Origin of the sequence: Affinundibacterium amnicola, assembly GCF_014284275.1 — a bacterium.
Classification (GTDB): Bacteria; Pseudomonadota; Gammaproteobacteria; order Burkholderiales; family Burkholderiaceae_D; genus Undibacterium; species Undibacterium amnicola.
The window spans coordinates 90,838-107,010 of record NZ_JACOFU010000009.1 but is presented as its reverse complement, the minus strand read 5'-3'; the positions used below and the strand labels follow the sequence as shown (position 1 = coordinate 107,010).

The following is a 16,173-nucleotide window of genomic DNA, read 5'->3' as shown; positions in this document are numbered from 1 at the left end:
ACCAAGCGAAAATCTGGCGACACTCAAATTTCGAACGGTTTCCAATAAGCTATTCATTCACTTTCAGTGAGATCTTACTAAGGCGCCAAACTGGCGCTTTAGTGGTCTCGCAAAGGCATCTTCGTGGCCTGTTGCTTTGATCTGCGGCACAAAATCACGAGACAATCTTTGACAATTGCGCTTTCCAAATTATCCTACAATAGTGTATAGACAGGCTCGTATGTCTAAATACCAGCATACTTTATCAATAGTTCTCATCAGAGACTTGAAACGATCTAACGGCTCCGCATTTGAAGTAGCACTTAGGCACAATAGACACAAAATACCGAGTCAATTTGGCCAAGATAAAAAGACTTAATAATTTACCTTGAATTATCGGCTTTAGGTGAATACATTAGTGTTATCGAGGTGTCAAATCAAAAATGAATTTGATCTGACATTGAGAGTTCATCGAAGTGAGTTGGGTCAACTGCCCTAAAGTGTAATAGTCGCTGTATTGATTTAAATTATCAAATCGAATCAGAAGTTAAAGTTTTCTTACATAAACCACTCAATTAGGATTCATCATATTCTATGGCTAACATACTCGACATCCCTAGTTCCGAAGAGTTTCAATACGATCCCAACAATCTGCTTGATACACTGATCAAAACTTTGGGCATAAAAAACGATGCTGCGCTCTCACGAGCTTTGGAAGTAGCACCGCCAGTCATCAGCAAAATCCGTCACAAGATTTTACCTGTCGGCCCATCATTACTGATTCGTATGCATGAAGAATCAGGTCTGAGTATCAGAGAGATCCGTAATTTAATGGGCGATCGCAGAGAAAAATTCCGCATGCCTGATCAGATGTAAATCGACTTGACGTCAGATTTTGCCAATCATCTGACGTCAGTTTCTCTTCCTAGTAGTTAATATCATCACGCTTGCGGCTCGTATAACCCTAGTGATTTTGATCACACCTGATTAGCTGGGCTTTGCACAAAGTCGCGATTCATTCTATTTGGTCTGCAACGCATATTTCTCATTGTTTCTTTGCAGATTCACCTAACTATTTACCGCTCTTGTAATTTGCGATACATCGTCTGACGACTAATGCCCAGAGTTCGCGCAGCAGCGGAAACATTGCCATTCGCCTCGCGCAGAACCTGTTGTATCAATTGCTGCGTATTCTGTTGTAAATTCTGTGCAGCGTTTTTTTGCGTTGGCGATGCCGATTCCACTTGGGCTTGCATAGTCTGTTTGCGCTCAGTCTGTTGACGCAAGACCCTCACCAACTCTTCGGCCAAATGTTCCCAACTGATCATTGCTTGACCGTCATCCAGCAGCGCAGTGGCCGCACGCAATACATGGCTGAGTTGTCGCAGATTCCCGGGCCAATCATAAGACTGCATTGCCAACAATAAATTGGAATCAATCTGAAGTGCATAGTGCGGCGAAAATTCATGTAACAAGTTTTCACACAGCGCAGCAAAATCAGAACGTTCCCGCAAAGCTGGCAATTGCAAAGTTAAACCATTAATCCGATAAAACAAATCCTCACGGAAACGTCCTTGATCAATGCTGTCTTGAAGATTTTGATGTGTCGCGCAAATAAGATTAAAGTCGACCGGGATCGCTGCACTACTACCTAAAGGCGTCACTTTACGTTCTTGCAAAACCCGCAATAATCTAGTTTGCAAAACTAAGGGCATGTCGCCAATTTCATCAAGAAATAATGTCCCACCATGAGCCTCACGTAAACGCCCCAGAGAGCCTTGACGCGATGCCCCGGTAAAAGCACCCGCGACGTAGCCAAACAACTCGGCTTCGATTAAATGCTCTGGAATTGCTGCGCAATTGACCGCAATGAATACTTTGTCACGACGCTGTGAGCTACGGTGTGTCGCCTGTGCAAAAACTTCTTTACCAACACCAGATTCTCCATACAACAACAGTGGAATTGCCTTATCAATCAACTTACGCGCCTTGTCAGCAGCACTTTGCCATTGGTGATCAAGATCTTTGCTTGGTATCGCGGCGTCCTGAATTGTTTTCGTGCTTGGAATCAGGGTGTGCAAAGCCTTACTTTGCCCATGTACTTGCGCGAATAAACGATTTCCATTTCGGCAAAATAAGATTTCAGCTTGTCCGTTCGAGCGGCGTTGTCGTGACAGCAGCGCATGCATATCTTGATCAAACAACTGCGTCCAATTTTTCTTTGTCATATCAGCATAGCGCAAACCCAACAAGGCCAAGCCTCGTCGATTTGCGCCAAGCAAATCACCATCTTCTGAAAATGCCAAGACAGCTTGCGCAACCGAACCGATGCCTTCTGCACGTGAATGCAGTTGTAGCAAAATTTGGTGTTGGCAACTGCCCAGCACCATACTGTTTTCTATCATCTGTGCCGCAGTTGATACCAAACCCAAAGTATGCGGATGGCGGCTACGCTGGTCTCCCGAAATATCTAAGATACCCAATAACTGCCCTTGTGCCGATAAGATCGGTGATGCTGCACAAGTCAGAAATTCATTCGGTTCCAGGTAATGTTCTGCGCCATTGATTTCGATTTCCGCAGCCTCCGCTAACGCGGTTCCGATTGCGTTCGTGCCACGTTGATTCTCCGCCCAATTCGCACCACATTTCAATGCGACACGTTCAGCCTTGCTCAAGAAATCCAAATCTCCCAAGGTGTGCATCAACACTCCCTGCGCATCTGCCAAAATCACCATGCTGTGGCTATGTCGAACTTGTTCAAACAAATACTCAATGACAGGTTCAGAATGACTAATCAATTCATGATTGAAATCGCGCGCATATTGCAGATTCACGGCACTCAGATTATCTGCACAATCGACACCACCAACTGGCGATAAACCGGCCGACAAACTACGTTGCCAAGACTGTGCAAGTCTTAGATCAATGCCAGAGGCTGGATGAATTCCACGTTCCACAAATTGCAAACGTGCCTGCTTTAAATGCGGGGCGGGAAGTATCGCTTGGTGGCGCATGAACTTGTCTCCTGTCGTGACGCGAAAAAGGCATTTTATGCTTTTCGGTCATCCACTTTTTTTATAGATAATTCAAAAACTAGACTTCATCACATAGGCAATTTGCGTTGAAAACACAGATTGCAGAAGTCGTACTTTAACCCAGATTTCCGGTCAAACGCAGTTGCCGAGACGAATTCAAGTAAACCCCCATCATACCTAAGAATAAATGAGCGAGAGAACATCCTTCCATGCAAAAAACTGTCTCAAATTGTTACACCTGTCACTGTTTGCACCGACCGCTAACGGACAAGAACCAAGATTTTTAACACCAAGAAGTTTCCAAAATCGGGAGAGAAAAATACACAAAAAATAACTAGGCATTCAAGTGCATAGGAGGTTGCAGCGCAACAAAAGAGAGATTTCCAAAACCAGAGAGAAGTGGCATGCCATTTGCAATTAATGATGTGAGTAACGCCGACGATGTGACACTCGATCAACACAACAGCGTTGCCACAATCCGACAATAGCAAGCCAATAATCAACAAAAGGAGACTATCTTGATCTATCAAGCACCGGGTGCACCAGGCGCCAACATTCAATACAAAACTCGTTATGACAATTTCATCGGCGGCAAATGGACAGCCCCGGTGAAAGGACAATACTTTGACGTCATTACACCGGTCAGTGGCAAAGTCTATACGCAGGCAGCTCGCTCAAGTGCAGAGGATATTGAACTCGCTCTCGATGCCGCACATGCCGCCGCCGACGCATGGGGAAAAACTTCTCCGACTGAACGTGCCAACATTCTCAACAAAATTGCAGATCGCATAGAAGCGAATCTGGAATTATTGGCCTATGCAGAAACTGTCGACAATGGTAAAGCGATACGTGAAACACTCAATGCCGATATCCCGTTAACGGTCGACCACTTCCGTTATTTTGCTGGCTGCATACGCGCGCAAGAAGGCAGTTTATCTGAGCTCGATGAGACGACTGTGGCCTATCACTACCACGAGCCACTCGGTGTGGTCGGTCAAATTATTCCTTGGAACTTCCCGATTTTGATGGCCGCGTGGAAGTTAGCACCAGCACTGGGCGCAGGAAATTGCGTGGTATTAAAACCCGCAGAATCTACGCCAATTTCATTGTTGATTTTGACGGAATTGATTGCCGATTTACTGCCTGCAGGTGTGCTCAATATCGTCAACGGCTACGGACGTGAAGCGGGCATGCCATTGGCAAGTAGCAAACGTATCGCGAAAATCGCGTTCACTGGCTCAACCTCTACGGGTCGTGTAATTGCACAAGCGGCGGCAAACAACTTAATTCCCGCGACCTTAGAGCTTGGCGGAAAATCACCCAATATTTTCTTTGCCGACATCATGGATGCGGATGATGCTTTTCTCGACAAGGCGATCGAAGGTTTGGTGTTATTCGCCTTCAACCAAGGTGAGGTATGTACTTGCCCATCGCGTGCTTTGATTCAAGAAAGTATCTACGATAAATTCATGGAGCGCGTGCTAAAACGCGTCGCTGCAATCAAACATGCGAATCCCTTAGACACCGATACCATGATGGGTGCGCAAGCGTCAAAAGAGCAATTAACCAAGATCTTGTCTTATCTTGAGCTCGGCAAAGAAGAAGGTGCAGAAGTCTTAGCAGGTGGTGCGCAAGCACATCTGGAGGGCGATTTGGCAGGTGGTTATTATGTGCAGCCAACTTTGTTCAAAGGCCATAATAAAATGCGCATCTTTCAAGAAGAAATCTTTGGACCCGTTCTAGCGATCACCACATTTAAAGATGAGGCAGAGGCACTCGCCATCGCTAATGATACGCTGTATGGCTTAGGTGCTGGTGTATGGAGTCGCAATGGCAATGTCGCTTATCGTATGGGGCGTGCGATCAAGGCAGGACGGGTCTGGACTAACTGCTATCATGCCTACCCAGCGCACGCGGCATTTGGTGGCTACAAAGAATCTGGCGTTGGTCGTGAAAATCATAAGATGATGCTGAATCACTATCAGCAAACAAAAAATCTCTTAGTCAGTTACAGCGAAAATAAACTAGGTTTTTTCTAATCGACTTTTAAACTACATTGCGAACTGTCAGCAAACACAGAACATTCGTGTATTTTGATGATGTCCGTAACGCCGTGAAGTAGCGCAACAGCTGCTTCACGGTTGAATTTAACTGGCCAGTTTTCAGCATTCCAGCTTTCGTGAGGATTTATGGTTGATCGCGTTATCGCTACTCCAGCGGCACTAGAATTAATCGCGCAATTAAAGGCGGAATATGGCGACATCTTATTTCATCAATCTGGTGGCTGTTGTGACAACAGCGCTGCAAATTGTTATCTACCAAGTGATCTGACCATCGGCCCGTATGATGTCAAACTCGGGGAACTAGACGGCGTGCCGTTCTACATTGGAAAGCTGCAATACGATTACTGGAAACACACGCAATTGATATTAGAGGTGATCGATGGACACGGCGGCACATTTTCACTCGAAGGTGCAAGCGGAAAAGCCTTTCACACTCGCTCACGTCTATTCACTGCGGAAGAATGGATACAGATAGAAGCGCAAGTGCTGGCCGATTTGGCTTAGTGAACTAGCTCAGTGATTTGCATCAGCAAATACATTCAATGAAACCACTAAGGCGTCTTGACTTAATTCCCAGATGAATAAGACGGATTGATCATCAAAGAAATATCGAAACCAGCATCAGAATTCATCACTGATTGCCAAGGTCTATGCGCATTGATCAGAAAAATACTGGCCGCCTCAACGGTCAAAGGTTTGGCAAATAAATAGCCCTGCAAAAGATCACAACCCAGATGTCTTAACTGCGCTAACTGCTCTTTGGTTTCTACTCCCTCGGCAACAATTTCCAGATCAAGTTTTTTTGCCAAGTCTATCGCGGTGGCACAAATTTCCAATCCCTTCCCGCCCTTTTCCAAATCCCAGACAAAACTGCGGTCTAACTTTAATGCATTCACTGGAAGCACACGCAAGTAACCTAAAGAAGAATAACCGGTACCAAAATCATCAATCGACAAACGTATTCCAAGTTTTTGTAGCGCACCCAATCTTTCAATTGCGCGTTCGGGATCTTGCATCAATACCGACTCTGTTATCTCCAATTCGATATCGCGACCAGAGAGTTGATGTCGTTGTAGTGCCGCGCTAACCGTTTGCTCCAGTTCAGATACCAACAATTGTTGTGCCGACAGATTGATCGCCACGCGCACATCCGTGAAACCCATCGCCCGCCAACGTGATAATTGTTCGCAAGCCGCATCAATCACCCAAGCACCAATCGATGCAATGATGCCCATCGTCTCCGCTAGTTGAATAAACTTATCCGGCATCACTAAGCCGTACGCAGGATGCTGCCATCGGATCAGGGCCTCAAGACAAACTGTATTACCATTGATTGCCGAAACTTGCGGTTGATAGCACAGGGAAAACTCTTGATTCGTCAGCGCTTCTTTTAAAGCACTTTCAAAGGCAATGCGTTCTTGCATCGTATCTTTCAGCGATGGATGATAAAACCTGAGCTTACCTATACCATCACTTTTTGCATCATGTAAGGCCAATTCAGCTGCGGATAGCAGATCTTCATTTGCGCTGATATTGTCAGGAAAAACTGCAGCACCTACGCTCGATGTGATGCTCAGCAAACTGTCGCTCACATAAAATGGCGAAGCCAACGCACCAGCAAGTTTTTCATACACCAAAGTCACACAACGTTCGGTTTTTAAGCCCGTTGCAGCAACGATGAACCTGCCACTACCAAGTCGTGCAACGATATCGCTGTCGCGCACATTCGCTTGTAAACGTTGCGCCACTTCAATTAGTAACTGATCACCCGCTTGATAGCCGCGTGTACCATTAACAATGCCCAGTTGATCCACATCAAAAATGAAGATCCCTAACTTAGTCTGATTCTTGATATTTAAATCCAACAACTTCGTTAAACCCGCTAAAGCACCCGCTCTATTCGGCAAGCCAGTCAGAATATCGCTATTTAATACGTGTTCAAAGCGTTGATTATCAATTTTGCGATGTTCAATTTCATGCTGCAATTCGCTATAGATACGCAATTCTTCGATGCGCCGGCTAGACACATCTTTACCAACCAATGCAGAAAAAGATACCGCCAAAAACAAAAATCCAAATCCGCCCAGGTAAGACATTTTTATGACACCGGAATCAGACAAACCTGCCATCAAACCCGCAATCAACATCAGCGCCAATGCGATCCAAAACAAACGGCTGGTTCTCTTCTCTCCTAAACGCGTAATTTTGATGGAAAAGATCATGGTATAGATCAACAAGCACAAAGACATGAAGCGCATCGCGCGAAACACCAAGCTTGGTTCACCAGAAAAGATCCACATTTGCTCGCCCCAAGGCAGCGTCGTCAAGCCATCTTGAAAAACTGCGTCAAAACGAAAGCCATGTGGCATGACGTAGTTATACCCGATCACACACGCTGCCAAGACAGCAACAATATATGCATGACGAAAAGAGCTCGCTTTATCTTCTAAAGAAGCCACCAAGAACCAGATTAAAGGGATTAGCAATACAGAAAAAATATTGACCCACTTATGCGCCGCCATCGCCGCGTGAAAGTTGCTGGCGGTGAATTGCAAACCGCAGGACAATTGAAACAAAGAGAAGAATAGGCACAGCGCGGAGAAAGTCCAGCAGGTTTTAGCATAGGCACTGCCTCGTGCCATGATGGCTGCCTGAAAAGCGCCTAATGCAAACACACCCACCGAAATAAAATACAGCGTTGCAACAGGCGTGTTCATTTCTACTTTCTTAATTAAATAGCCGAAAATTGAGCAAGCACGCCATGTTCATCATTTACTTCTCTTGTGAAGAACAAACGGTCATGGGTGATTTAAATATATTTAATTATACTTCGATGATTTCCATATAGCAATGAGTGGTATGACCAATTTGAATAGTTGCTTTGAAATATAGGAGAAGCAAGCTTGGAAGTGGTCTTTACCGACCAATAATCGATATTTGATGTTTGATGCAGATGGAAAGATCTGCATCAAACATCAGGCTGAACTCATTGCGCTTTTGCGGAAGCTGCCAATTTCGCGGCAGCAGCTTCAAATTGGCTAAAGCGCTGATCAAGTTGGCGTAATTGTTGCGTCTTTTCAGCAGGGTTCAAAAATGCGTAATGAATGCTGTTATAGACTGTTTTTTTCAACACGGCATACGAAGGTTGATAACGGCTGGTGAACAAGAAATACTCATGGCTCAGATTGTTTCTCGACACCGCGGCATCATCACTACTGATGACAATAGGAACTTGGTGGCGTAAATACATCGTGACTGGATGCGCTTGCTGTTGCAGTCCAAGAATAAAAGCATTACTACTCAAATTAATTTCTACCGCAACTTTACGTCGCTTCAATTCAGCCAACAATTGATCGGCTTGATGCTCGTGCATAATGTCAACACCATGCCCGATTCGTTCTGCTCCGGCAATTTGTACAGCGCCACGAATATGATGCTGCAAATGTTCAGGCGCGACCAAGCCTAATTTTAATTCGCCTGCATGCATCGCCAAACGCACTTGCGGAAAGCGCTGCTTTAAGAAGGCAAACATCTGCATGTGCAAAGTGTAATCACGCAAGGCAACCACGCCATGCTCAGGACCGACAATATTCACGCCGACAATCAAAGGATTTGACTGACTTGCCGCAAACGCCGCGAACAAACCAGAGAAGACTTTTGATGGTGCACTATTACGCGAGACATAGGTTTGAAAACGCAAAGTAAATTCAGCGTCATCAATATCCGCAGCATCCGCCGTCAACTCTTTCACAAATTCATTGATCTTACTTTGCGCAGCAGGATCTTGCGCCAAAAAATCGGCGTACTGCGCAAATGCGTTTTGCATCTCACTCAGGTTAGATTGAGAATGCAAGCGATCAATTTTACTGGCGAATTCAGGATGATCGGTGACTGGCGCACTTTTCAACATCGTTTCCAGATATTGCAGATTCTCCGCTTTCGCCTGCTGCTTGAGCGTCTTTAATCCCAGATTGGTGGAATATTTTGAGATACCTGAAAAATAGCCAAAGGTATTGAAAAAATGTTGATCAGGCGCTGGTTGTGGATGTACTTGGTGCTCGTAATCTTGCACCGACCATGCAGAGATTAATTCACGATAAAAGTTCGCATCTTTACGAATTGCCTCAGCACTCAAGCAAGTATTAGCAAACGCAGCGATTTGCGCAGGACGTGACTCGACCTTAAATTTATCGAGCTTATTCGTGACATCACTTTCACGATAAATACAAAAGCCATGTTGCCCCACCCAGTCAAGATAAGTCTCTGCATAAACTGAGCCTGAATAGTGATGATGGATGTCACCACCTTTCGGCAACATCGTCATCAACATCGTTAGCTCTGCCAGTCGTGGTTGTGGGCTATTCGTCGACTTGATTAATTGCGTATAGTACTGGTTGGTTGCATTCAAATTCTGCTTCAGTTTGCTTGGAGATATTTTCTCCTCTGATGACATTGCACCGATAGAATTAAGCGCGAGCGAACTAAGACAGATTGCAACGAGAACTTTTTTCATGATGTATTCCACTCTCTGATTTGCCAACAACAAGCTGTTAAGGCCAAATACTTTTTAACAAAGCAGCGAGCCTATGCCCGGCGACGGCTAACTGTTTGCGCGTGACTTCCGTGCTCTCCTGAATATAATTCGCAGGTAACTTCGAATACCAATTCGCGTATTCCACACCACGTCGATTCGTCGCTTTAACTTTATCGACGATCACGATATTCGCATAAGCTGATTTTGCCAAAAACAAGCCTTCAGTTGCCCACTGTTCAGGCCAAGTAACTGGATCACCTTTGTTCACAGCAGGCGCTACAGTTGCTGTGATCAGCTTATCCGTCAACTCTGACACCGACTTCACGCCCAAATCACGCATCACATTTTCCACCACCGTGACATCCCAATATAAATGCAGCGGTTTCCCAACACGCGCGGCATTTCCATTCGATGCTTCGGGCTTAAAATTTTTCACATCACGGGCGGTCCAAGTTGCCTGATCTTCGATCAACAAATTATTTCCACCTTGGACATCAAATACATTCACACCGTCGACTTGTGCTTGCGTAGCTGGTGTGACGAATTGATTATCTTGGTTCAAATAGACCGCGCCAACATGTAAAGGCTGATGAATATCGCCAAGCAAATGCGCGATCATCAATAAAGCCTGACGCGGTGTGAACCGATGCGGATTGGTTTTCTCGTTATCATTGCCTTGTAAAACCGCGATGGCTTGCTTTAAGGTTTGTACGATATCGTGATCCGTGGTACCGACTCCACCAGCGACATAAGATTTGTTGTCGACTGGGGTATTCGTATAGTGGTAAGCGGCGTGTGCAGGATTTTGTATCGTGAAAGCGATCATTTCCGACGTCTGTGGACCACAAAACGTCCCTTTAGCGCAATCAGCCCAAATGGAGATAGATTGCAGACTTTCGCCGGGTTGTAACAAGGCTTTCACGCGCGCTCCGGCATTCGTGCCGACTAACAGACGATCTGCGATCGCACCGATGGTTTTATGCCCCTCATCCCCCGATGCTTGCGCATTCAAGGATAACAAGGCAGTACACAAAACCAAACCAAACTTTATCTTCTTCATGATGAACACTTTCTCGGTGTGATATTAATTAATACGTTTTACACGCCCAACTGGTTTGTCGCTGCCGACAGGTGTTCCGGCCTGATCGTGTGCTTTGATATACGACATAAACACATCAATATCTTTAATGCCAGTATCAATCACGTTTTTTCCTTGCAAGAACATCGCGACGCGATCACCGCCACCCGCGATAAAATTATTCGCAACGATGCGATACTCGCGTTGATCATCAAGCGCAATTCCATTCAACTTCACGCTATCAGGAATGACGCGCTCGCCTACTTTACGTTTTGCGTCCCAAATATAGGTGAAACCATCAGACACTTGTAAGACATTCCTGCCGTCTTGCGATTCCTCATCCAACCAGACTTGTTGCTCAAGTAAGCCGCGGATTTGCGCACCAGTGAGGCTCATCAACACCAAAGTATTACCGAACGGAAGAACCGTCGCATTTTGTCCGTAGGTACTAATGTTGCCCGCCAGAGTTTCCAGATTGCTGCGTATCCCTTTATTGTTCATGAAAGCGATCTGCGCCCCCATATCTTTCACCGCCGCAAGCTGTGCGTCCGCAACAATATTCCCTAATGGAGATTCCCCGGCGGGATTCAACTTCCGTGTAATCACTGGTACAGCTAGTTTCGCTACAGGTTCCGCGATGATCGCTTTACTACCTTCACGTGCTTTATGCAGTAGGTTTGATAACTCTTCTGGTGCGGGAGCAGAGTTTGGTTCCATCACCATATTTTTTGCTTGAATGTCCATTACTTGATGGTTAGTAGCATCCAACTTGATTGAAATTCGTGTCAGCAAGTGTCCATACATTTGCGCTTGCGTCACCGTGCGGCCTTCAACATTGCAGACAAAGCCCGTATGACTATGCCCACTAACAATCAGCTTGATCGCTGGGTCTAGCCGCTTCACGATATCAACAATTGGCCCTTTAATTTGCGAGCAAGCAAATTGATCAAAAACATCTGGTGAACTAACCCCTTCGTGAATCAACACGACAAATACTTTCACGCCCATTTCTTTCAGCACGGGAATCGTACGATTGATTCCCTCCGCTTCATCGATAAAGCTTAAATCTTTTACTTTATCGCCTGCCACCATGAATGGGGTATCACGCAAGACCGCCCCGATAAACGCAATTTTTACGCCCTTCACTTCTTCCACATGATAGGCGGGGAAAAACGGTTTCTGAGTTTGCTTACTCAAGACATTGGAAGCAATATACGAGAATTGCGTACCAGGAAATCGTCCATCAAATTTGCATGCGCGATCTGGGCGCGGTGACTCGCAACCACCATGAATTTGTCGCTGCAATTCTTGCAAGCCATGATCAAACTCATGATTTCCCAAAGCACTCACACGTAAGCCCATGCGCCCCAATGCATGTAAGGTCGGTTCATCAGCGAACAAAGAGGAGATTGCTGGACTCGCGCCAATCAAGTCCCCCCCACCAACGAAAATGAGATCTTTATCTTCTTTACGCCACGCCGCTAAATTTGCGCCCAAAGTCTCGATCCCACCCCCGACTAAAGTCTTCGCTGTTTTTTCTCCGCGAGGCGTATAACTAAATTTTTCCTTCTCAATATGTCCATGAAGATCGTTGATAGCCACTAAATTAAGCACCACCGGCTCCGTCTTTGGCGTTGCGCATGCAAGCAGCATCAAAGACAAACTAAAACTAATCGTGGTACGGGTCAAACGACCAAAAACTGGGAGAGAAAAGTTCATAGAATTTGCGCCAACATCACGCTAAAAAATGTCGAGATTTACAAAAGACCTTTGCACAACCATAGTGAGTTGTCGAAGTTTGCGTATTAAGTTGTGCAAAGGTCTCTACAATTAAAAAGGTCTGCAAACACAAGCTTGCAGACCATGGATATTACTGAATCAGACCACTGCAAATACCGATCACAAAGGCCTGATTATCATCAACTAAACAGAGATTAGAAATCGCCTGACAAAGTGACTGATGCAAAACGTGGTGAACCCATGTAGTAGAACACGGTTCTCGCGCCCGCAGTACCATATGCCTTCGCGTTTGTTACGTTAAAGCTAGATGGATTGCGATACTTTTCGTTCGTCAAATTGCTGATGTTCAAACGCAAAGTTGGCTTCTTGATCCAGCTGGTATTTGGGAATTGATAACCAAAATCCAAACCTAACAATGTGTAACTTGGAACCAATTCATCATTGGTCATCGTCGCCCATTGCTCGCCTGTATATTTCACTTTCAAACGTGCATAGAAAGCACCTGTTTCATACATCGCGCTCAAGCCCGCTTTCCATTCTGGCGTCAAGGTCATTTGCTTACCTTTGGTAGGCAAAGTTGCTGTTTTGCTGATCAGGATATCGTCTTTGATTTCGCTCTTCGCGTAACCAATCGAACCGTAGAAAGAGAAGCCATTCACTGGTGTGTTACCCAATTCAACTTCGAAACCATGCGTCTTAACTTTACCAACGCTGGTCAAACTACTCATGTTCGCTACTGGGTCATAAGCAGTTGCTTGGCGATCTTTAAAATCAACAGAGTAAGCCGTCGCTTGTGCTGTCAACTTATCGCTTTGCAGACGATAGCCTACGTCGATGTTTGTTGAAGTTTCAGCTTGCACATCAACTGGCATCGTTGGTTTACCATTGACCAAGACAACGTTGTTAGTCGTGGAGTAAACAAAGTTTGGAGGTGCCTTCATGTTACGTGCCAAACTGAAGAACAATTGATTATTGTTATCGATCTGGTAGCGCGCGCCCAATTGCGGCAGAATTTCGCGATAGGTTTTTTCGATGTTGTAATCCGTACCAGAGTTACTACCTTCGTTCGCCTTATTCGTGAAGTCACGCTTCATAGTTGGTGCACGAACACCCGCATTGATGGTCAACTTGTCGTTCATCAAACTCATCGTGTCTTGCAAGAAAATTTGATTCGACGTACTGATTGTTGTCCAGTCACGTGATTGATATGGTGTGCCGTCTGGACGCAATACACGGCCTTCTTTCAACCAGATATCGTTCGCATTACCATTCGCATCCACTAATACCATAGGGCCAAATTGTTCATGCGTTGCACGCTCAAACCAGAAACCAGCTAATACTTGATGGTCGCCAATTGTGTGCGTAACAGAAGCCGTCACACCTGGACGACTAGTACGCGTCACACTGCTGTTTGCAACGATCACGCGATCCAAAGTATCACCGTCACCGTTCAAATCAACTGTTGCGGTATTTCTGCCAGTTGCTTTGTTCAAAAATGCATTCTCTGCTTGCAGTTTTTGTTGATTGCCGCCTGTGCCATAGCCATACCAGAAGTAAGGAATAACTTTAATGTCGGTGTTTTCACCAATACGCATTTTTGCAGTTACTGAAGCAATGGCATTTTCAAATGGGTTTTTTGTCAGTTGGTAGTAAGCATCACCAAACGCAGAGTTGGTGTCATTGCCTGCTTTACCTGGGCTTGCTGGAGCGTGACCAACGAAAGTTTGTGAGAAATCATAGTTATAACCAAACTTCTCTAAATCAACCAAGCTGAAAGAACTAATGTTTTGGTTGATAGCGCGGTTGTACAACACAGTACCGCTAATGGAATTGAACTTGTCGAAATCAGTTCTGAAGCCCATATCGATATGGTCGCGATTTGCACCGCCTTTACCTTTCCACTTGTCGGATTGCGCATGCGATGCGGAGATAAAGAAACGAGTACGGCCGCCTTCGAGCAAACCAGTGTCATAACGCACGTAAGTTTTGGACAAATTCAATTGACCCAAAGTTTGCGCAACACGGATACGTTTTGTCTTAGATGGATCACAAGTGATGATACCGAAGTTACCACCAGTTGCACCGATTTGCGGTGAATCAACGTCGGTAGAACCTTGAGTAACAAATTGTGAGCAAGTATTTTCTTGATCCACATATTCTTGTGGGTACACAGCGAAGCTACCAGAATCATTCACTGGCACGCCATTGATCGTTGCACCGATTTGATCACTGTTAAAGCCGCGCAAAGTCAAACCACCACCAAACAAACCCGTTGCATCGTGGTTATAGCTATTCACCGCTGGCATCAATTCCAATGCTTCATAGGCGTTACCTGTTGGACGTTGTTTTGCCAACTCTTCTGCAGTAATCGTGCTACGTGCTTTTGGTGTATTTTCTTGCACCATCAAACCCATACCGACTTTTTTACCCGTGATCGTCACTTGAGCGGAGCTGATCGGATCATTGTTTTCCGTCTTCTCTTGCGTCTGTGATTGTGCATAGGCTGTTGACATACCAAGGCATGTCAATTGGCATGCGATGACGAGCATCTTCACGCGCGAAGGTACTGCAGTTGATGATTTATTGAGTTGCTTCATTAATAGCTCCTTGCTTTTCGTTTGTTTAAAATCTGTAATCTGTTTGATTTGATTGATGTCTTGAATTTATCCAGTTTGTGTCCAGAGTCTTTCAAGCTGCATCAACACGTGCAAAAAAATCTACTGCGTACCTTAACAAGGCATTATGCGTGACGAATTCACGCCTGCATTTCTACGCAAAGTACCTGCATTTGAACTCACTTTTACTTCAGTTCGATGACAGCCGCATTTCTTTTTTAGAGTAGTTCTTCAAATACCACATGAATGTGGTTTTTTAAGTCGCAAATTTAAACTTTGGAATGCAATTCTTGCAAACGTTCGGTCAAATACGAACCCGCAGTATGTCGTTCTGATAAGACCACATCAGGACGCGGGTGTAAAAACAGCGGCAATGAAACACGCGATTTTTTCGCTTCTTCACCTGTTGGATTTAATACCCGATGTATCGTCGACGGATAGTAACCAGCTGAGGCTTCTTGCAACATATCGCCAATATTCACGATCAGCATCCCAAAATCACAAGGCACATCATGCCACTCGCCATCTTTACCGACGACTTGCAAACCTGCAGCAGTCGCTGCCGGCAAAATCGTCAGCAAATTGATATCGCCATGCGCTGCTGCGCGCACAGCTCCCGGCTCTTCATCACCACGTAGCGGTGGATAATGCAAAACCCGCAGCAGCGTTTGTTCACTGCCTTGTATCATCTGCGACAAAGGCATCGAGTACTTTTCTTGCACTTCAGCAGGCGTATATTGCTCAACCCATTGCAACAAGGTTGCCGCTAATGCAGCACCTTCCTCATAATACTGACGCGCAGCGCCAGATACTTCGCTTGGGTAACGCCCCCAAGGATAGATGTGATAAAACTCTTTCAGATCGCGCTTGGTGTTTCCCTTGGCAGTTTCAGAAACGGATGGCGAAAAATAACCATCGTATTTTTGCGGATCATAGGCATAAGTATGTTTCGCTTCATTCTGAAAGAAACCATACCACTCAGCATAAACGGTATTAAGTAACTGCTGCGATAAAGGATGATTGGTGAGCACTCCAAAACCCGTGTTGTGCAAACTTTCCGCAAAATCTTTCGCGGCTGTTGGGCTAGTAAAATCGACCGGTGTAATTAACATGGCTAACTCCTCGTAAT

10 protein-coding genes are annotated in these 16,173 nt (G+C 45.3%); 3 read left to right on the top strand and 7 right to left on the bottom strand.

Features of this window, described 5'->3' with window-relative positions; all coding sequences use genetic code 11:
- The first annotated feature begins 573 nt into the window (after positions 1–573).
- Positions 574–855 carry a hypothetical protein gene (locus H8K33_RS17550; protein ID WP_186892368.1) on the top strand — a complete coding sequence of 94 codons (282 nt, stop codon included), beginning with the start codon at positions 574–576 and terminating at the stop codon, positions 853–855.
- 200 nt (positions 856–1,055) lie between these two features.
- On the opposite strand, the gene H8K33_RS17545 is transcribed toward H8K33_RS17550, so the two are convergent.
- Positions 1,056–2,993 carry a sigma-54-dependent Fis family transcriptional regulator gene (locus H8K33_RS17545; protein ID WP_186892367.1) on the bottom strand — a complete coding sequence of 646 codons (1,938 nt, stop codon included), beginning with the start codon at positions 2,991–2,993 and terminating at the stop codon, positions 1,056–1,058.
- A 539-nt stretch (positions 2,994–3,532) separates the two neighbouring features.
- Between H8K33_RS17545 and exaC the strand changes: the two genes are divergently transcribed.
- Together exaC and H8K33_RS17535 are read left to right on the top strand one after the other, a co-directional pair.
- Entirely contained in the window at positions 3,533–5,053 is a 1,521-nt protein-coding gene (gene exaC, locus H8K33_RS17540; protein WP_186892366.1) for an acetaldehyde dehydrogenase ExaC, read from the top strand.
- A gap of 150 nt (positions 5,054–5,203) precedes the next feature.
- On the top strand, positions 5,204–5,581 hold the full coding sequence (locus H8K33_RS17535) for a DUF779 domain-containing protein (protein WP_186892365.1): 378 nt from the start codon (positions 5,204–5,206) through the stop codon (positions 5,579–5,581).
- 62 nt (positions 5,582–5,643) lie between these two features.
- Here the strand turns inward: H8K33_RS17535 and H8K33_RS17530 are convergent, their stop codons facing one another.
- The 6 genes from H8K33_RS17530 to H8K33_RS17505 all read right to left on the bottom strand — a co-directional run bounded on the left by H8K33_RS17530 (position 5,644) and on the right by H8K33_RS17505 (position 16,156).
- Positions 5,644–7,794, bottom strand: coding sequence for an EAL domain-containing protein (locus H8K33_RS17530; RefSeq protein WP_186892364.1), 2,151 nt, complete (start codon positions 7,792–7,794; stop codon positions 5,644–5,646).
- A 269-nt stretch (positions 7,795–8,063) separates the two neighbouring features.
- Positions 8,064–9,590, bottom strand: a complete 1,527-nt coding sequence (locus H8K33_RS17525; RefSeq protein ID WP_186892363.1) for an amidohydrolase family protein — start codon at positions 9,588–9,590, stop codon at positions 8,064–8,066.
- Between the two features lie 37 nt (positions 9,591–9,627).
- A complete protein-coding gene (locus H8K33_RS17520; protein WP_186892362.1) occupies positions 9,628–10,671 on the bottom strand; it encodes a S1/P1 nuclease in 1,044 nt (347 codons plus the stop codon).
- 24 nt (positions 10,672–10,695) lie between these two features.
- Entirely contained in the window at positions 10,696–12,408 is a 1,713-nt protein-coding gene (locus H8K33_RS17515; RefSeq protein WP_186892361.1) for a bifunctional metallophosphatase/5'-nucleotidase, read from the bottom strand.
- 215 nt (positions 12,409–12,623) lie between these two features.
- Entirely contained in the window at positions 12,624–15,026 is a 2,403-nt protein-coding gene (locus tag H8K33_RS17510) for a TonB-dependent receptor (RefSeq protein WP_186892360.1), read from the bottom strand.
- A 287-nt stretch (positions 15,027–15,313) separates the two neighbouring features.
- On the bottom strand, positions 15,314–16,156 hold the full coding sequence (locus H8K33_RS17505) for an isopenicillin N synthase family dioxygenase (RefSeq protein ID WP_186892359.1): 843 nt from the start codon (positions 16,154–16,156) through the stop codon (positions 15,314–15,316).
- Positions 16,157–16,173 lie beyond the last annotated feature (17 nt).